The organism is Nonomuraea sp. NPDC049725 (genome assembly GCF_040674795.1).
GTDB lineage: Bacteria > Actinomycetota > Actinomycetes > Streptosporangiales > Streptosporangiaceae > Nonomuraea > Nonomuraea ceibae.
Genome location: NZ_JBFANJ010000001.1, coordinates 409,096 through 427,078, shown reverse-complemented (window position 1 = coordinate 427,078; position 17,983 = coordinate 409,096). Strand labels below are relative to the sequence as shown.

The 17,983-nt window shown below is 71.8% G+C and carries 16 protein-coding genes; 11 read left to right on the top strand and 5 right to left on the bottom strand.

Translation table 11 applies throughout. The features are described from left to right. Position 1: 1 nt before the first annotated feature. The 4 genes from ssd (at position 2) to AB0J53_RS02235 (ending at position 4,190) form a co-directional block, all read left to right on the top strand. The gene (gene ssd / locus AB0J53_RS02250; RefSeq protein WP_364167967.1) at positions 2–1,063 is read left to right on the top strand and encodes a septum site-determining protein Ssd; all 1,062 of its coding nucleotides are present in this window, start codon (positions 2–4) and stop codon (positions 1,061–1,063) included. Then, a complete protein-coding gene (locus AB0J53_RS02245; RefSeq protein WP_364167965.1) occupies positions 1,060–2,256 on the top strand; it encodes a TadA family conjugal transfer-associated ATPase in 1,197 nt (398 codons plus the stop codon). Before ssd ends, AB0J53_RS02245 begins: the two co-directional genes overlap by 4 nt. 418 nt (positions 2,257–2,674) lie before the next feature. After that, positions 2,675–3,385, top strand: coding sequence for a type II secretion system F family protein (locus tag AB0J53_RS02240; protein ID WP_364167963.1), 711 nt, complete (start codon positions 2,675–2,677; stop codon positions 3,383–3,385). Between the two features lie 22 nt (positions 3,386–3,407). Further along, a complete protein-coding gene (locus AB0J53_RS02235) occupies positions 3,408–4,190 on the top strand; it encodes a type II secretion system F family protein (protein ID WP_364167962.1) in 783 nt (260 codons plus the stop codon). A 182-nt stretch (positions 4,191–4,372) separates the two neighbouring features. On the opposite strand, the gene AB0J53_RS02230 is transcribed toward AB0J53_RS02235, so the two are convergent. After that, positions 4,373–4,987 (bottom strand): DUF1707 domain-containing protein, encoded by a 615-nt coding sequence (locus tag AB0J53_RS02230; protein WP_364167960.1) that lies wholly within the window; start codon positions 4,985–4,987, stop codon positions 4,373–4,375. 417 nt (positions 4,988–5,404) lie between these two features. Between AB0J53_RS02230 and AB0J53_RS02225 the strand changes: the two genes are divergently transcribed. Genes AB0J53_RS02225 through AB0J53_RS02215 form a run of 3 tightly spaced genes read left to right on the top strand, consistent with a single transcriptional unit; the run spans position 5,405 to position 6,308 of the window. Beyond that, positions 5,405–5,542 (top strand): DUF4244 domain-containing protein, encoded by a 138-nt coding sequence (locus tag AB0J53_RS02225; protein ID WP_219499474.1) that lies wholly within the window; start codon positions 5,405–5,407, stop codon positions 5,540–5,542. Then, entirely contained in the window at positions 5,539–5,910 is a 372-nt protein-coding gene (locus AB0J53_RS02220; RefSeq protein ID WP_364167958.1) for a TadE family type IV pilus minor pilin, read from the top strand. The genes AB0J53_RS02225 and AB0J53_RS02220 overlap by 4 nt, the downstream gene beginning before the upstream one ends. Before the next feature lie 44 nt (positions 5,911–5,954). Continuing rightward, positions 5,955–6,308 carry an Rv3654c family TadE-like protein gene (locus AB0J53_RS02215; RefSeq protein WP_219499429.1) on the top strand — a complete coding sequence of 118 codons (354 nt, stop codon included), beginning with the start codon at positions 5,955–5,957 and terminating at the stop codon, positions 6,306–6,308. Positions 6,309–6,628: 320 nt separating this feature from the next. Here AB0J53_RS02215 and AB0J53_RS02210 read toward each other — a convergent pair whose 3' ends face one another. Beyond that, entirely contained in the window at positions 6,629–9,196 is a 2,568-nt protein-coding gene (locus AB0J53_RS02210) for a DEAD/DEAH box helicase (protein WP_364167956.1), read from the bottom strand. 408 nt (positions 9,197–9,604) lie between these two features. Here AB0J53_RS02210 and AB0J53_RS02205 point away from each other — a divergent pair, with 408 nt between their 5' ends. The 4 genes from AB0J53_RS02205 (at position 9,605) to AB0J53_RS02190 (ending at position 15,006) form a co-directional block, all read left to right on the top strand. After that, positions 9,605–9,955: an STAS domain-containing protein gene (locus AB0J53_RS02205; RefSeq protein WP_020542579.1), complete on the top strand. Its 351-nt coding sequence runs from the start codon at positions 9,605–9,607 to the stop codon at positions 9,953–9,955. After that, entirely contained in the window at positions 9,956–10,384 is a 429-nt protein-coding gene (locus AB0J53_RS02200) for an ATP-binding protein (RefSeq protein WP_219509553.1), read from the top strand. 1,398 nt (positions 10,385–11,782) lie between these two features. After that, positions 11,783–14,068, top strand: a complete 2,286-nt coding sequence (locus tag AB0J53_RS02195) for a sodium-translocating pyrophosphatase (RefSeq protein ID WP_364167954.1) — start codon at positions 11,783–11,785, stop codon at positions 14,066–14,068. Between the two features lie 449 nt (positions 14,069–14,517). Further along, positions 14,518–15,006, top strand: a complete 489-nt coding sequence (locus tag AB0J53_RS02190; RefSeq protein WP_364167952.1) for a histidine phosphatase family protein — start codon at positions 14,518–14,520, stop codon at positions 15,004–15,006. Here the strand turns inward: AB0J53_RS02190 and serB are convergent. The 3 genes from serB to AB0J53_RS02175 are packed head-to-tail and all read right to left on the bottom strand — an operon-like array spanning position 14,978 to position 17,928. Beyond that, complete coding sequence (gene serB / locus AB0J53_RS02185; RefSeq protein WP_219509556.1) at positions 14,978–16,213, bottom strand: phosphoserine phosphatase SerB; 1,236 nt, start codon at positions 16,211–16,213, stop codon at positions 14,978–14,980. The two genes, AB0J53_RS02190 and serB, sit on opposite strands and share 29 nt — an antisense overlap. A gap of 51 nt (positions 16,214–16,264) precedes the next feature. Further along, positions 16,265–17,275, bottom strand: a complete 1,011-nt coding sequence (locus tag AB0J53_RS02180; RefSeq protein WP_364167950.1) for an S-adenosylmethionine:tRNA ribosyltransferase-isomerase — start codon at positions 17,273–17,275, stop codon at positions 16,265–16,267. Then, positions 17,272–17,928: an SDR family oxidoreductase gene (locus tag AB0J53_RS02175; RefSeq protein ID WP_219509558.1), complete on the bottom strand. Its 657-nt coding sequence runs from the start codon at positions 17,926–17,928 to the stop codon at positions 17,272–17,274. Before AB0J53_RS02175 ends, AB0J53_RS02180 begins: the two co-directional genes overlap by 4 nt. Positions 17,929–17,983 lie beyond the last annotated feature (55 nt).

Below are 17,983 nucleotides of genomic sequence, written 5' to 3'. Positions count from 1 at the left end.
GATGCCCCGCCCACTCGTCATCTCCGAAGACCGCGACCTGCTCGACGACCTGGTACGCATAGCCGCCGCAGCCGGCGCCCAGCTCGACGTCGCCCACGTCCCGTCTCACGCCCGCCCGTTCTGGAGCCAGGCCCCGCTCGTGGTCATCGGCGCCGACCTCGCCGAAGCCGTGGCCGCCGCCTCACCCCCGGCCCGCGACCAGGTCCTCCTCGTCACCCGTGACCCGGACGACCCCGACACCTGGCGGCGCTGCGTAGCCGCCGGAGCCCAGGCCGTCGTCGCCCTCCCCGCCGACGAGCGTCACCTGGTCGACCGGTTCGCCGACGCGATGGAGCCCGAGCCTCGCGCCGGCGCCGTCGTGTCGCTGATCGGCGGCAGGGGCGGCGCGGGCACCAGCGTCCTGGCTGCCTGCCTGGCCCTGCGCGCCTCCCACGACCACCTGCGCACCCTGCTCGTGGACGCCGATCCGCTGGGCGGCGGCCTCGATGCCGTCCTCGGCCAGGAAGAGACCCCGGGAGCCCGCTGGGCCGACCTCGTCGCCCGGCAGGGCCGCATCAGCCCCCGCGCCCTGCGCGCCGCGCTGCCCGCCTTCGGAGACCTGGCCGTGCTCTCGTTCCACCGGGGCGAGATCCGCCCTATCCCGGCCGAAGCCATGCGCTCGGTCCTCGAAGCCGGCCGCCGCGGCTTCGACCTCGTGGTCGTCGACCTCCCGCGCCACCTCGACCCGTCCGCCGTGGAAGCCCTCGGCAGATCCGATCGCACCCTCCTGCTGACCCCCGCCGACGTACGCGGCATCCTGGCCGCCGCCCAGGTGCTCGGCCAGACCCGCCGCCACACGGCCGACATCCGCGCCGTCATCCGCCCGGGCGTGGTCGACGACGCCACGGCCACCGCCTCCCTCGGCATCCCCCTGGCCGGCCGCCTGCCCGACCAGCCCCGCCTGACCGCCACCCTCAACCGCGGCGAACTCCCCAAGCTCGGCCCCCGCACCGCCCTGGGCACCCTCTGCACAGCCCTCCTCCAAGACCTGCTCCCGACCCCCAGGAACGAGGACGCCGCATGACTCCGGCCACGCCCCCCGACAAACCCCGCGATCTGCCCCGCGCCGTCTCTCCCGACCTCGTCGAGGCCGTACGGGTCCGCCTCGCCCGCGCCGGCGTGGAACCAACCGCCGCCCAGGTGGCCGTCGCCCTGCGCGCCGAGAAGTCCGTCTACGGCGACGCCGAAATCCTCGCCGTCGCCCGCGCCCTGTGCGCCGACCTCATCGGCGCAGGCCCCCTGGAGCCCCTCCTGACCGAGCCCGACGTGACGGACGTCCTGGTCAACGGCCCCCGCGAGGTCTGGGTCGACGACGGCAAAGGCCTACGCCTCACCCCGGTCACCTTCACCGACGACGGCGCCGTCCGCAGGCTGGCCCAGCGCCTCGCCGCCGCCGCGGGCCGCCGCCTGGACGACGCCTCACCGTACGTCGACGCCCGCCTGACCGGCGGCGTACGCCTGCACGCCGTCCTCCCGCCGATCGCCTCCGGCGGCACCAGCATCTCCCTACGCCTGCCGCCCCGCCGCACCTTCACCCTCGACGACCTGGTGTCGGCCGGCACGATTACCCCCGAGGCCGTCCCCCTGCTCACCACCCTGGTGTCGACCAGACGCGCCTTCCTCGTCACCGGCGGCACCGGCACCGGCAAGACCACCCTCCTGTCCGCCCTCCTCTCCCTGGCCGACCCCGGCGAACGCCTCCTCCTCGTCGAGGACTCGGCCGAGCTCCGCCCCCTGCACCCGCACGTGCTGCGCCTCGAATCCAGACCGGCCAACCTCGAAGGCGTCGGCGGCGTCGGCCTGCGCGACCTCGTCCGCCAGGCCCTCCGCATGCGCCCCGACCGCCTGGTTGTAGGAGAGGTACGGGGTGCCGAAGTCGTCGACCTGCTGGCCGCCCTCAACACCGGCCACGAGGGCGGCTGCGGCACCCTCCACGCCAACAGAGCCGCCGACGTCCCACCCCGCCTCGAAGCGCTGGGCTGCGCGGCGGGCCTCACCCGGGAGGCCGTACACAGCCAACTGGCGGCGGCCCTCGACGTCGTCATCCACCTCACCCGCGGCCGAGGCGACGGCAAACGCCGCGTCTCGGAAATCTGCCTGCTGTCCAGGTCCCCGAACGGCCTGGTCGAAGCCATCCCTGCCGTGACCTTCACCCCCGACGGCCGCCCCCACCCAGGCCCCGGCTACCCCGCCCTGACCACCCCACCACCCACATGACTCCCCACCCTCCAACCAGAACCAGAAACGGCCTCCCAACAGGCACCGGCCCCAGAACCGGCCACACGGCAGGCACCGGCCCCAGAACCGGCGACACGGCAGGCACCAGCCTCAGGACCGGCCGCACAGCAGGCACCGGCCCCAGGACCCGCCTCTCAACCGGAACCGGCACCAGGACCGGCGCAGGGACGATCGGCATGCCGCCCTCCAAGGCAACCCCCGCAAGCAGCGCGCCCATGGTCGAAGCGCCCACCTCCCCCTCCCCGTCCACTGCCGGAGCGCCCACCTCCGAGGACAGGACGCCCGGCTGCACCACCGCGCCGCGCATCGCCGCAAGCGAACCCATCGCCGCCTGCGCACCCGTCCCCGCCTATGAACCCGCCTATGAACCCGCCGAAGCCGCGCTCTGGAGACCGCGATGACGGCCGCTCTGGTGGCGGCGTCCCTGATAGCCACGGCCGTCTGGCTGTGGACCGGCCCCGACGTCGCCATCCTCCGCCTGACCAGGCTCACCGCCCCACAGACGAACCCCGGGCGACCACCGCTCGGCCAACTCCTGCGCCGCACCAGCCAAGCCCGCCGCGCCGACGCCTGGCGGCGCGCCTCCATAGAGCTCTGCCATGCCCTCTCCGCCGAACTGTCGGCCGGCCGTACCCCCGGTGAGGCCCTGACCCGGGCCATCACCGCAGTCGACCTCCCCGACCCCGAGCCCTTTCGCCCGGTTCTCGCCGCCGCGAGAGACGGCGGCGACGTATCGGCGGCCCTGTTGTCAGCAGCCCCCGTCCAGGGCGGCGAGGGCCTGCGCCGCCTGGCCGCCTGCTGGGACGTCAGCATCACCGTGGGCGCCGGCCTGACCGCCCTCGTCGAACGCGTCGCCGCCACCCTGCGCACCGCCCAAGCCCACCGTCAGGACGTGGCGGCCCAACTCGCCGGCCCCCGCGCCACGGCCAGAATGCTGGCAGTCCTCCCCGCCCTGGGCCTCCTCATGGGCGTTGCCCTGGGCATGCACCCCCTCGATTTCCTCCTCGGAGGCATCCCCGGCCTGCTCTGCCTGGCAGCCGGCATCGCCCTGGACGCCTGCGGCCTGTGGTGGACCCACCGCATGGCCATCCGAGCAGCCGACTCCTGAGCCCTACACAGTGAGGACATAGATGCTGGAGCTCCTCGCCGCCTGCTGCGCCGCCTCAGCCGCCTGGCTGTGGACCGCACCAACGACCACCACCCAACGCCTGGCCGCCCTCCTCCCCGAACCCGCCAACCCCCACCAAACCCACCCACCCCCGGACGAGCCCCCAGCCCCTTCCTGGCTGACCCCCACCCTCCCCAAACGCCCCCTGACCGGCCGCACCCTCACCTCCGCAGCCTGCCTGGGACTCCTTACAGCCCTGCTCGTCGGCGGCATCCCAGGCATCCTGACGGCAGCGCTCGTCACCCCGGTGGCCGCCGCCGTACTCCACCGAAAGGAACCCCCAGAGCTCCAACGAGACCGCCACCGCATAGCCATCGACCTGCCGTTCGCGGCCGACCTCATGGCGTCGTGCCTGCTCGCGGGTCAGCCGGTCAGCGCCGCCACGGAGATCGCCGCCACCGCGATAGGCGGCCCAATGGGAGACCGCCTGACCTGGGTGAGCGTTCAGCTGCGCCTCGGCGCCGACCCCGAACCCACCTGGGCCTTCCTCGCCCGCGACCCCGCTACGGCGCAACTCTCCAGGGCGATGAGCCGAGCCGCCCAGAGCGGCGCCCCGGTGGCCGACGTACTGACCCGCCTCGCCGACGACGCCCGCGAATCATCCCGAGCCGCCTCGGTGGCCGCGGCCCGCAGGGTCGGCGTCAAGGCAGTGGCGCCCCTGGGCCTCTGCTTCCTACCGGCCTTCGTCCTGCTGGGCATCATTCCCGTGGTGGCCGGCCTCGCGACCAGCATCGTCCTCCCCTGACCACCCAGCCCACGACAGCAACCGGCATCCCCAGAGTCCGTCGCTCTTGCGCCACCCGGCGATGGAGCGGTCCGAAGCCGTGGCAGCGGGCATGGGCCAGGCGTGCAACGGGCGGCCCCGCCACGGTCGGCGTACGTTCCAACTGTTGGTCGGAGGCCGGCAGCGGGGCGGGACGGAAGGAATCACTTCTCGAGCGCCTTGGCGGCCTTTCTCAACCGCTTCAACGACGCCGCTTCCATCTCGGCCGGAACCCGCCAGATGTCCGTACCACCCATGAGGGCGTAGACACGCACCCGTACGAGCGGCGCTCCGGTGCGCGGCGGCTGGCGGCTGCCCCGCTGGTCGTGTCCGCCCATCAGCGAGAACCCGGTGACCTCCAGGTCGATGCTGTCGGGCACGTAGATGTCGAAGCCTCCCATGACGGCGATGGCGGTCAACGTGACCTCTCCGCCTTCGATCTCCGCGCCGCGCAGGTCGATGTCGCCGCTGCCCATCAGGGACAGCGCCGTGACGCGGCGTCCCGCTCGCCATCGGCCCACCTTGGCGAAGCTGCCCATCACGGATACGAGCCATCGCGTCGCCTTCCTGTGCGCCGGCGGCTGTTCGGTGCCGGTCGGCAGATCGTGGGTGAGCGTCTGCAGTTCGCCCATGGTCCTGGCGGAGTGGGCGTGCTCGATGCGTTCTTCCAGCTCCGCCAGCGTCAAACGACCCTGCGCGGCTTGCTCGCTCAACAGGTCGATAACCGAATCACGCTCGGCATCAGAAGCCCTGACCGAAAGATGCGAGTCGTCTGACATCGGGCGCTTCCTTCCGTCGCCAAGGCCGGGCCGCCTTTTGAGCTTAACTTCCCGCGTATCTCCACGCCCTGGTCAACGAACTACGGACCGCCCAAATCGCCCTAACCATCCCGCTGGAGCTCTCTGTCGGTCCAGTTACACGCCGGACACGCGATATCCACAGCCTGGGACAACCGAACCTCCGGCAATCCCCAGAACGCCACTCGGCCCGCAATCGCAGGCCCCTCCTGAGCGACGCTTGCACCCGGCAACGCCGGTCCTACCTCACTCCGGCACCGAGCACCTGGAGGCAAAATGCGCGTCCCCACTCCCGACGAGACCTCAGAGACCGCCCCCATCATCACCACTGACCAAAGCAACTCCGGATGGTGGGCCAGCCGCTGGTCCCGCTGCACCGGCCCTCTGCGAGACCGGGGCATGTCCACGGCCGAGTACGCCGTCGGCACGATCGCCGCCTGCGCGTTCGCCGCACTCTTGTTCAAGGTGGTCAGCAGCCCGGAAGTGCAAGAAATGCTCTCCAAGCTCATAGACCAGGCGCTCAACACCAACGGATGACCAGGTCCGCCTCCAACCGTGGGAGCCGGTCAGCATCGCGCGGCTCGGTCACCGCCGAGACCGCCGCGATGCTGCCGGCCCTCATGATCGTCCTGGCCGCCGCGCTGTGGGCCATCCACGCGGTCACCGTCCACCTGGAGTGCGTCGACGCCGCCCGTACGGCAGCCAGGGCCGCCGCCCGAGGCGAGCCACTCGACCAGGTACGCGCCCTCGTCCACTCAGCCGTCCGCCACTCAGCCCTCGTAGACATAACGCGCAACGCAGACCAGACCTCCGTGAAGATCTCGGTGGACGTACGCCCCCCGTGGGGCCCCGCCCTCCCGGCGGTCCCCGTAACGGCATCAGCCACAGCCGCCACAGAACCCTGACCCTCGCCCCCTTGCCCCTCGCCCCAGCAGGGAGGAAGGACGACATGCCCGCCCAACGCGCCGACCGAGGTTCAGCCACGCTCTGGGGCGTGGCCCTCATGGCCCTCCTGATGGCCGTGGCCACCGCTTTCGCCATAGTGGGCGCCGCCCGTGTCGCCCGCCACCGCGTCAACGCCGCCGCCGACCTGAGCGCCCTGGCGGCGGCCAAACTCGCCCTGATCGACCCCGAATCCGCCTGCACCCACGCAGAGACGGTGGCCTCCCAGAACGGCGTCCACCTGGCGAACTGCACGATCACCGGCCAGGTGGCGGACGTCTGGACCTCACTCCAGATCACGCTCCCCGCCCTCGGCCCCCGCACCCTCACCGGCAGAGCCAGAGCAGGCCCCGCCCCATGAATCCGTCGCTTACGTGCCCCCGCGTCCTTACAGCCTTATCCGGCGCTGCCAGAACCTGTGTGTTTCGGCCTAGCGATTTGGCTATTTCTGCGCCCCAAAACCCCTCGAATTTATGGAAGATCGCAAAAGTCGTCAGGTTCAGATGTTGTTATATCCAGCGCTTCATGCGGCCTATTCACTGCTCCCCAGCACGGCCCGTTGGAGCGTGATCGAGCGGGCTGTTGGTAACTCATAGTCACACGATGACAGGAGGCCGCGGAGCTTATCGTTCAAGGGACGATTAAGCCGCTACGCGCCTCGCCCGCAATACGTACTCCGAGTCAGGAGCTGAGGAGGGTGCCGAGGAGGCGGAGGGCGCCGCGTTTGTCCAAGGGGTCGTTGCCGTTGCCGCACTTGGGGGATTGGATGCACGACGGGCAGCCGCGTTCGCATTCGCAGGAGGCGATGGCTTCACGGGTGGCGGTGAGCCAATCGGTGGCGCGGGCGAAACCGCGTTCGGCGAAACCGGCGCCGCCCTCGTGGCCGTCGTACACGAACACCGTGAGCAGGCCGGTGTCGGCGTGCAGTTCGGTGGAGACGCCGCCGATGTCCCAGCGGTCGCAGGTGGCGAAGAGCGGGAGGAGGCCGATGGCGGCGTGTTCGGCGGCATGGGCGGCGCCGCCCAGGTCGAAGCCGTCCTCGGCCAGGGTGGTCACCACGGAGGCGGGCAGCGTCCACCAGACCGCGCGGGTACGCAGGGTGCGCGGCGGCAGGTCGAGGGGCTCGTCGCCGAGCATCTCGCCGGATTGGAGGCGGCGCTTGAGATAGGAGACGACCTGCCGGGTCACCTCCACGTCGCCGAAGTGAAGGGTGCCGGGGCCGAGCGGCTGGGAGCGCAGGGTGGCGAGGATGGAGATGTCCGTAATGTCGCGGGCGAACGTGGAGTAGTCAGGTTCGGAGCGCGAGACCAGCGCCACGCCGGCTTCCAGGTCGAGGAGCTCCACCAGGTACGTCTCGCCCTGGTGGAGATAGATGGCGCCGGTGTGGACGGTGGTGTGCGAGGACGGCTCGTCCACGCTGCCCAACAGGCGGCCGGTCGACGACTCCACCACGTGGATCGGCGCACCGCCGCCGCCCCGGATGTCGGCCAGGTCGGTGGCGCGCTCGCGCTTGGTCCAGAACCATCCGGCGGGCCGCCGGCGCAGCAGCCCGTCGGAGACCAGGGTGTCGAGGACGTCCGCCGTGGTGTCGCCGAACAGCGGCAGGTCGTCCTCCGTCAGCGGGATCTCGGCGGCGGCCGCGCACAGGTGAGGGCCGAGGACGTACGGGTTGCCGGGGTCCAGCACGATCGCCTCGACGGGCTGGCCGAACAGGGCTTGGGGGTGGTGGACGAGGTAGGTGTCGAGGGGGTCGTCACGAGCGATGAGCACGGCGAGCGCGTCCCTGCCGTCGCGCCCGGCCCGGCCCGCCTGCTGCCACAGGGAGGCGCGAGTCCCCGGCCACCCGGCGATCAGCACGGCGTCCAGGCCGGACACGTCCACGCCCAGCTCCAGGGCGTTCGTGGTGGCCAGGCCCATGAGGGTCCCGGAGCGCAGGGCCTTCTCCAGGAGCCTGCGGTCCTCGGCCAGATAGCCCGCCCGGTACGCGGCGACCTTCTCGGGAAGAGCGGCCCAGTCAGTGGTCTCGGGAAGCGCCCAAGACAACGTGTCCGAAGGCGCCGCCACCCGGTCCGGATCCGGGGATCCGTTCTGATGCCCGTCCCGCTCCTGGTGCCGGTTCTCGTCCCGGTCCCGGTATCCGTCCTGGTCCCGGGCCTGGTCCGCGTCCTGGTCCCGGCACGCCGGCGCGTATCCGTCCGGGGCTTGGTCCGCGTGCTGGCCCTCGTGGGTGCCGGCGCCGGGTCCTGGCCGCTCGTCGGGCCCGGCGTTGAACTCACGGCTGGTGTCGTGACCCTGGTGGGGGTCGGGGTCGGGAGTAAAGGTGGCGCTATGGCTCGGGGTGGTGCTGAATCCAGGGGAGGGGGCGTGGCCTCGGTCGGGGGCGGGAGCGGGGGTGGCGTCGAGGTTGGCGGTGGGGATGGGGGCGGGGTCGTTGGCGGGGGTGGGGTCAGGTCCGGTGTGGGCGGTGGTGTTGGGGGTGCTCGTGGCGAGGTGGGGGTGGGTGGCGGAGAGGGAGAAGGCTACGTCGGCGAGTTTGGCGCGGGCCGTGAGGGCGACCGTTTCGGCGCCGCGTCGCGAACGGACGAAGGCGAGGGTGCGGACGTCGGCGAGGACCAGGTCCGCCAGCAGGTCCGCGGCCTCGGCCGTGGCGGTGCGGCGGACGGGGGCGCCGCCCTCGCCGCGCAGCTCCGTCAGAGGCGGCTCCCACAGCGCGATGGTGGTCGCGCCCTTGGGTGAGCCGTCCTCGGTCACCTCGGCCATGTCGAGCCCCGTGAGCCGCTTGCCGAACGTTCCCGGCTCGCTGGCCGTCGCCGAGGCGAGCAGGAACGCCGGGCGGCTGCCGTAGCGGGCCGCGATGCGGCGCAGGCGGCGCAGAATCTGCGCGACGTGGGAGCCGAACACGCCCCTGTAGCCGTGGCACTCGTCGACGACCACGAGCCGCAGCCGCCGGAAGAACGACGACCACTGCGCATGCCGGGGCAGGATGCTCCGGTGCAGCATGTCGGGATTGGTCAGGACGTAGTTGGCGTGCTTGCGCACCCACGTACGTTCCTCGAACGGTGTGTCGCCGTCGAAGCAGGCCGCGCGCACCTGGGTGATGCGCAGGTCGCGGAGACTGCGGAGCTGGTCGGCGGCCAGCGCCTTGGTCGGCGTGAGATAGAGGACGGTGCCGCCGTCGAGACATGAGGCGACTGCCGGGGTGAGGTACGCGAGCGACTTCCCGGACGCCGTTCCTGTGGAGATGATCACGTTTAGGCCACGGTGGGCCAGGTCGGCCGCTTCGTACTGATGTGACCAGAGCCCCGCCACGCCCCGGTTCGCCAAGCGCGTAACCAGGACTTCCGGCGCCCATTTCGGCCATCCCACTTGACCCGCTTGACGTGCTGGAACATGCTCCACATGGGTGACACGCTCATGACGTGCGGGAACTCCGAGCAGGTGTTGGAGGAGTGGACCCGTTCGGTGTGGGGAGGAAGCGGAGGAAGTCACTGTTTCCAGTCTGCGTCCGTGGGCAAAGTCGCCGGGAATCGTGATTTCGTATAGACACAAGCCAGACGCGTGGTTGAATGCCGCGCGTCAGGGTCCGACAGTCGGGAGCCCCGCTCCAGACTGCCAGGCCCGCAAGAGTACTTTCGCAGGCGAGGCGCTGGAGGATCTGTGGATCTGAAGTTGGATCACCACAACGAGGACCGACTCACCATCGTCGAGGTCGAGGGTGAGATCGATGTCTACACGGCGCCGAGATTGCGTGAGCTTCTCATCGACCTGGTGAACAAGGGCAACTTCCACCTTCTCGTCAACATGGAGAAGGTCGACTTCCTCGACTCGACCGGTCTTGGCGTCCTGGTCGGCGGGCTCAAGCGGGTCCGCGCCCACGACGGCTCCCTTGAGCTGGTGTGCACCCAGGAGCGCATCCTCAAGATCTTCCGGATCACCGGTCTGACCAAGGTCTTCGGGATCTACGCTTCGGTCGACGAGGCCAAGGAAGCTCACGGCAAAGACAAGTAGATGGCCACTGTCGAGCTGACGTTCAGCGCTCTTCCCGCGCATGTGCGGACCGCCCGGCTGGTCGCGACCGCGATAGCCCGGCGCACCGGCGTGGAGGAGTCCCTGCTGGACGAAGTCAGGCTCGCCGTGGGTGAGGCGTGTTCCCGGGCGGTCGAGGCGCATCGCGTCCACTGCCCGGGCGAGCCCATCCGCATCGAGCTCCGAGACGATTCCGGGCGTTTCGAGGTCACGGTCAGCGACCAGGCGCCCAGCGACGAGATCAAACAGGAACAACCCCTCGATCTGGGCATGCTCTCCGACTCGTTCATGTCCGGCTTCGGCATCGCGGTCATCGCGGGCCTGGCGGACGACGTCGAGGTCTTCCCCAGCCCCAAGGGCATGCGCATCCGCATGAGCTGGCCCGCCGTGGCCAACGGCCGAACCGGCTGACCACCCACCCCCCTCCCGCGCACCCCCAACGCGAGGGAGGGGCAGGGCGTTCATCGATTCCAGCCTGGCCCCCATGTCTGCCTGGATCGCATCGCCGTGTTTGCCGGCCTCCCGTGGCACTTGAGGCCGTCCCTCGGCCCTCTTCCGCGTGGGGGATGGGCGGGGTGCTCTCCCGCGCCCTCTGCCCTCCGCCCGGCCTGAGCGGCGTACGGTCCCGCCCGTGATGTACGGCGCGATGTATTGATGTACGGGGTGACGGAGCCAGGCATGCGGTGCGTGGGCGTCCGATGCCCCCGGCCATCCTGCCCCGATGCCCTCGGCCTCCCGGCCCTCCGGCCCCGGCCCCCCGGCCCCGGCCTCCGGCTCCGGTCCCGGCCCTCCGGCTCCGGTCCCGGTCCCGGCCTTCGGCCCCCCGGCCCGCCGTAAGCGTGGGGCTGTGTGCAGGAGCGTCGGTACGGGTGCCATGCGGTCGGGGCCGCCGCGAACCGCAGGGGAGAGGCGAAGGCGGGCTCCGTGCCGATCCGGCGAAAGCGGTGAACGGGGACGGGCGCAGGAGGCTGCCGCAGGGGTGTGACACCCGCGAAGCGAGTGAACGGGCGTTGTGGCTAGCCCGCCGCCCGGACTGGGCAGCCGGTGGGGTGGCCACGCGAGGTGGCGGCGGGGTCAGCCTGTGGGACGGCCGGTGGGGTGGCCAAGCGAGGCGGCCGGTGGGTTCGGCGTGCGAGGTGCCTGGCGGGGTCATCAGCCGAGGGCTTGGGCGATCGGTGGGGGTGCTGGGGGGGATGGTGCGGAGCCCTTGGGGCCGATGTGGGAGGGTTTGGGGGCCCAGGGCCGCTGGGTGAGAGCTCGGTGTCTGGTCTTCGCCGGCTCGACGAGGCGTCGGGGGCGCTGTAGGGCCGTCAGAGGCGGCCGTGCGGTCGGTTGAGGGCAGTTGTGCGGTCCGGGGGCGGTGCGTGCACGTACGAGCTTCTGGGGGCCTTCGGGCGAACCTGGAGCTGCCACCGCCAGTGCACCCGCCTCTGACCGGTGGCCAATGGGCGGCGCGGGGCTGCGACGTGGCTCGGGCCCGGCATTGGGGAAGATCGGCGAAACGCCCGGGCGGTATTTTCGGTCAGCACTTTTCTCGCAGTAGTCACGCCCGTAAAGTGCCGGAAATATCATCTTCTACTTCGCGAATCGCCGTCCTGTCTGGGGCTTACTGGACAGGCGCGCAAATGCCCGCCCTCAGAGCCTTCATATCTGCGAATCCCCTGCGTAGACTCCCGGCACCGGCCAAGGTGATCCGGCGCACACTGCGGATTCAACCGGAAGCGGCACCCACAACCCGGATGGTGCCGCACCGCCCGCCGATATTGCAGCACCGCCCGGGCAGGACGACCGGTCTTGCCGAGGAGAACGATGTCAAGCCATCTGCTGGCACTGGAGCCAGCGTCCAATCTGGCCCTGAGTTCGAGCAATCTCACCATTGTGATCGTGGTCGCCGCGGTCGCGCTGATCGCGCTAGCCGTCGCCGGCGGTCTGGTGCGCGAGGTGCTGGCCGCTGACCAGGGCACGGAGCGCATGCAGAACATCGCCCGTGCCGTGCAGGAAGGGGCAGCCGCATACCTGACGCGGCAGTTCCGTACGCTGGCGATCTTCGTCGTCGTGATCCCCTTCCTGTTGCTGCTGCTTCCGGGCGAGACCGACGTACGTGTCGGCCGCTCGATCTTCTTCGTGGTCGGGGCGGTGTTCTCCGCGCTGACCGGGTTCATGGGCATGTGGCTGGCCGTGCGCGGCAACGTGCGCGTCGCCGCGGCCGCCCGCGAATCGGGCGAGAAGCGCGCGATGCGCATCGCGTTCCGCACCGGCGGCGTGGCCGGCATGTTCACGGTGGGCCTCGGCCTGCTGGGCGCGGCCGTCGTCGTCTTCTTCTACCAGGGCAACGCGCCGGGCGTGCTCGAAGGCTTCGGCTTCGGCGCCGCGCTGCTCGCGATGTTCATGCGTGTCGGCGGCGGCATCTTCACCAAGGCCGCCGACGTGGGCGCCGACCTGGTCGGCAAGGTCGAGCAGGGCATCCCCGAGGACGACCCGCGCAACGCCGCGACCATCGCCGACAACGTGGGCGACAACGTCGGCGACTGCGCCGGCATGGCGGCCGACCTGTTCGAGTCCTACGCCGTCATGCTCGTCGCGAGCCTCATCCTGGGCCGGGTGGCCTTCGGCGAGGAAGGGCTGATCTTCCCGCTGATCGTCCCGATGATCGGCGTGCTCACCGCGATCATCGGCATCTTCGTCACCCGCATGCGCGACCGCGACCGCAACGGGATGGCCGCGATCAACCGCAGCTTCTTCATCTCCGCGGCGATCTCGGCGGTGCTGGTCGCCGCCGCCGCGTTCTGGTACCTGCCCAGCAGCTTCAGCGGCCTGAGCGGCGCGGCGGTGCAGTCCGACGCCGACCCGCGGATCATCGCCATCGGCGCGGTGCTCATCGGCCTGGTCCTGGCCAGCGCCATCCAGCTGCTCACCGGCTACTTCACCGAGACCAACCGCCGCCCGGTGCGCGAGATCGGCGAGAGCTCGGCGACCGGCCCGGCGACCGTCATCCTGGCCGGCATCAGCGTCGGCCTGGAGTCGGCCGTCTACTCGGCGCTGATCATCGGCGGCGCGGTCTACGGCGCGTTCCTGCTCGGGTTCGGCAACGTGACGGTCGCGCTGTTCGCGGTCGCGCTCGCCGGCACCGGCCTGCTGACCACCGTCGGCGTCATCGTCTCCATGGACACCTTCGGCCCGGTCTCCGACAACGCGCAGGGCATCGCCGAGATGTCCGGCGACGTCGAGGGCGAGGGCGCCCGCGTCCTCACCAGTCTCGACGCGGTCGGCAACACCACCAAGGCCATCACCAAGGGCATCGCGATCGCCACGGCGGTGCTCGCGGCCACGGCGCTGTTCGGGGCGTTCCGGACGGCCGTGGAGAGCGAGCTGCCGCAGGGCGCCGGGTTCAACCTGGGCATCGACGCGCCGAACGTGCTGGTGGGTCTCATCATCGGCGCCGCGGTGGTGTTCCTGTTCTCCGGGCTGGCGATCTCGGCCGTCGGCCGCGCCGCGATGCGCGTGGTCTTCGAGGTACGCGACCAGTTCCGCAACAACCCGGGCATCATGGACGGCAGCGTGAAGCCCGAGTACGGGCGCGTCGTCGACATCTGCACCCGCGACTCGCTGCGCGAGCTGGCCACGCCCGGCCTGCTGGCGGTCATGACGCCGATCGCGGTCGGCTTCGCGATGGGTTACGCGCCGCTGGGCGCGTTCCTCGCCGGGGCCATCGCGTGCGGCACGCTCATGGCGGTGTTCCTGTCCAACTCGGGCGGCGCCTGGGACAACGCCAAGAAGCTCGTCGAGGACGGTCACCACGGCGGCAAGGGGTCCGAGGCCCACGCGGCCACGGTCATCGGCGACACCGTCGGCGACCCGTTCAAGGACACCGCCGGTCCGGCCATCAACCCGCTGATCAAGGTGATGAACCTGGTGGCGCTCCTGGTCGCGCCGGCCGTGGTGCTGTACGCGGACAACGCGATGCTGCGCATCGGGATGACCGTGGTGGCCGTGGGCGTGGTGGTCGTGGCCATCATCGTCTCCAAGCGCCGCTCGGTGAACGCCGAGCCGGCCAACAACGACAACCACCGCGAGCAGGAGCCCGTAGCCTCCTGACCCGCCCGCGAACGCCCGCTCCCGAACCTGGGGGCGGGCGTTCGCAGTGCCGGCCCCGGTGAGCACCCGCCCCGTAGCCTCCCGACCGGCCCGTGAGCGGGGGCCCCGCCCCGTCCCCGTGGCCTCCCGACCGACCCAGGAGCGCCCCGCCCCGGGCGCGTGACGTGCCCGGTCGGACGCAGCCGCAGGTCGGCGGTGATGCGGCCGGAGACGGTGTCGGCGCGCAGCCCTCCCGACCGGCCCCGTCCCCTCCCGACCCGCACGCGAACGCCCGCCCCCGGGCGTTCTTACGGTGCGGCCGTGGTCATCCGGGAGGGGTGTTCGCCGGGCGGGCGGCCCCGATGGGAAACTGGGCGGATGGACGAGAAGCCGCCCAACGGCGGGAAGACGCTGGCCATCATCCTGCTCGCGATGCTGGCGATCCTGGCGGTGCTCGTAGGGCTGGCCGTGTGGGCGTCGAGATGACGGGGCCGCGTACGTTGATCGTGCTGCGGCACGCCAAGGCCGCCCAGGACGCCGGCGTCTCGGATCGGGAGCGGCCGCTGACGGAGCGGGGCGAGCGTGACGCGGTGCGGGCGGGGGCGGAGATCAGGGCGCTGGGCCTGGAGCCCGACCTGGTGATCTGCTCGCCGAGCCGGCGCACCACGCGCACCGCGGAGCTGGCCTTCCCGGGCGTCGAGGTCGACTACCAGCGGGACGTCTACGGCGCCTGGCCGGAGGAGCTGCTGGAGATCGTGCGCAGGGCGGATCCGGAGCGCCGGACGGTGGTGCTGTGCGGGCACAATCCGGGCGCCCTGGATCTGGCGATGCAGCTCACGGGCGGCGATTTCGGCTTCCGGCCTGGGGCGTTCGCGGTGGTGGAGGTGGAGTCGGCGTGGGCGGAGCTGTGGCCGGGCGGCGGCCGCCTGGTCACGCTGTGGGACCCCAAGGAGCCGTGAGCAGCGCGTCCTCGGCGTCGGCGGCCTCGACCTCGTCCCGGGAGATGCCGAGCAGGTAGAGGATGGAGTCGAGGTAGGGCGTGTTGACGGCGGTGTCGGCGGCCTGCCGGACGACGGGTTTGGCGTTAAAGGCGACGCCGAGCCCGGCGGTGGCGATCATGTCGAGGTCGTTGGCGCCGTCGCCGATGGCGACGGTCTGGCTGATGGGCAGCCCGGCCTCCTTGGCGAACCGCTCCAGGGCCCTGGCCTTGCCGGGGCGGTCGACGATCTCGCCGACGACGCGGCCGGTGAGCTTGCCGTCGACGACTTCGAGCACGTTGGCGGCGGAGTAGTCGATGCCGAGGTCGTCGACGAGCGCGTCGGTGATCTGGGTGAAGCCGCCGCTGACGATGGCGAAGCGGTAGTCGAGCCGCTTGAGGGTGCGGACGAGGGTGCGGGCGCCGGGGGTGAGCACGACTTCCTTGCGCACCTGCTCGAACACCTCGGCGGGCAGCCCTTCGAGGAGGGCGACGCGGCGGCGCAGCGATTCGGCGAAGTCGAGTTCGCCGCGCATGGCCTCCTCGGTGACGCGGGCGACCTCGTCGAGGCAGCCGGCGTGGGCGGCGAGCAGCTCGATGACCTCGCCCTGGATGAGGGTGGAGTCGACGTCCATGACGATGAGCCGCTTGGCCCGCCGGGACAGCCCGGTGCGCTGCACGGCGACGTCGACCTGCTGGAGGGCGGCCTCGGCGGCGAGCTCGATGCGCAGGGCGTCGGGGTTGGCGCCGGAGACGGACAGCTCGATGCAGGTGACGGGCCACTGGGCGAGGCGTTCGATGCGGTCGATGTTGGCGCCGGCGGCGGCGATGCGCCCGGCGATGCCGGCGATGGCGGCGGGCTGGAGGGTGGGGCCGAGGACGCTGACCGACAGCCGGCCGCGGCGGCGCTGTTCCTTGGCCGTGGAGCCGGTGGAGAGCTCGACCTCCATGCCGAGGTCCTCGGCGATCTGCTCGACGGCGGTCCACATGGCGCCGAGCGTGGTGCCGGTGCCGGTGGAGGGGCCGCCGGCGTAGGCGACGAGCACGCCGAGGGTGAGCCTGCCGCGGATGACAACCTGCTCGATGTCGGCCACGGTCACCGGAAAACCAGACAGGACGGAGAAAAGTCTCGAAGTAACGCCCGGGCGGTCAGGGCCGGTAAATGTGATCAGGAGGGTGCGCTGGTCCACATTCAGCCACGGTACTGCGCCCGTTCGTGTGCTCGCGTACCAGGTGCCCTCCTATGCCGAGAGGATCAGGTGGGTGTCGCCGAACTCGTGCCACAGGTACCCCTCCCGTATCGCCGCCTCGTAGGCCCGCCTGAGCGGCTCCTCGCCGGCGATGGCGGTGAGCATCTGCAGGTGGCTGGAGCGCGGCTCGTGCAGGCCGGTGATCAGCCCGGTGACCGCGCGGACGCCGTCGTCGGGCGTGACGACGCGGGTGGTCCAGCCGGTCGAGGCCGACACCCGCCCGTCGGCGCCCGCGGCGGTCTCCAGCGCGCGCACCACGGTCGTGCCCGCCGCCACCACCCGGCCGCCGCTCCGCCTGGCCAGGTTGACCAGCCGGGCGGTGGACTCGGGCACCTCGTAGCGCTCGGCGTACGGGGGCTCGTCCTTCTCGGGTGAGGCCACGCCGGTGTGCAGGGTGATGGGCGCGATGCCGATGCCGCCGGCCACCAGCGCGGTCACCAGCTCGGCGGAGAACGGCCGCCCGGCGCTGGGCATCTCGGCGCTGCCCGGCACGGTCGCGAACACGGTCTGGTAGGCGTCCAGCGGCCAGTCGCGCTCCACGTACGAGTAGCGGATGGGAGCGCCGTGCTCGCGCAGGTAGGCGGGCACGTCGCGGTCGAGGGCGGCCCGCCACAGGCGCGGCGTCTCCCGGCCGAGCAGCCGCAGCGTGGCGCGTCCCGGCAGCGGCAGCCACTCGCCTGCCTCGCCGCCCAGGTACGGCTCCGACGCGGTGGACGTACGGCGGCGCAGCTCGACCAGCCAGGTGCCGTCGTCGCGCGCGGTGGAGAAGTGCACCGCGAGCCGGTCCAGCCGGACGGCGGCCGGCAGGGTCGCGGAGTTGTTGACCACGATCAGGTCGCCGGGAGAGAGCAGGCCGGGCAGGTCGGTGAAGCGCCGGTGCAGGGGCTCGCCCGCGCCGGGGGAGACCAGCAGCCGTACCCCGTCCCTGGTCAGCCCGCGCGCCTCGGGCGGCTCGTGGGCGGACAGCGCGGGCGGGAGCGCGAAGTCGAGTGCCGTGCTCATTGCAGGCTCACCCTGCCGCTCGCGGGCCGGGTCCTGATCAGGTCGTGCAGCGTGGCGGCGACCTTGGCGGGGTCGCCCGCGGCGGCGGCCTCGTCGGCGCCCACGGCGTCGGCCAGCATGCGGGTGTTCATCTCGCCGGGGTCGACCCACCAGACGGCCAGGCCGGGCTCCTCGGCGGCGAGCACGTTGGAGAGCTGGTCGAGCGCGGCCTTCGTGGCGCCGTAGCCGCCCCAGCCCGGGTAGGCGCCGGTGGCGGCGTCGGAGGAGACGTTCACGACGGCGCCGCGCCGGGCGCGCAGCGCGGGCAGCGTGGCCTGGACGAGCGCCAGGGGCGCGGTCACGTTCGTCTCCAGCAGCTCCCTGAACTCGGCCAGCGGATACGCGGCCAGCGACGGCAGCGGGGTCGCGCCGAGCCCGCTGGCGTTGTTCACCAGCAGGTCCAGCTCGGGTACGGCCGCCGCGAGGCGGGCGACGTGGGCCGGATCGCGCACGTCGCCGGGCAGCGCGGTGGCGCCCAGCTCGGCGGCGGCCCGGTCGAGGTCGGCCGCTCCTCTGGCGGTGAGCACGAGGTTCCAGCCGGCGCCCGCCAGGGACCTGGCCAGGGCGAGGCCGAGACCGCGGGAGGCGCCGGTGATGAGTGCGGTGTTCGTCATGACTCGACGGTAGGAACCGGCGGACGCGGGCACATCGGCCGCTGGCCCCGCCCGC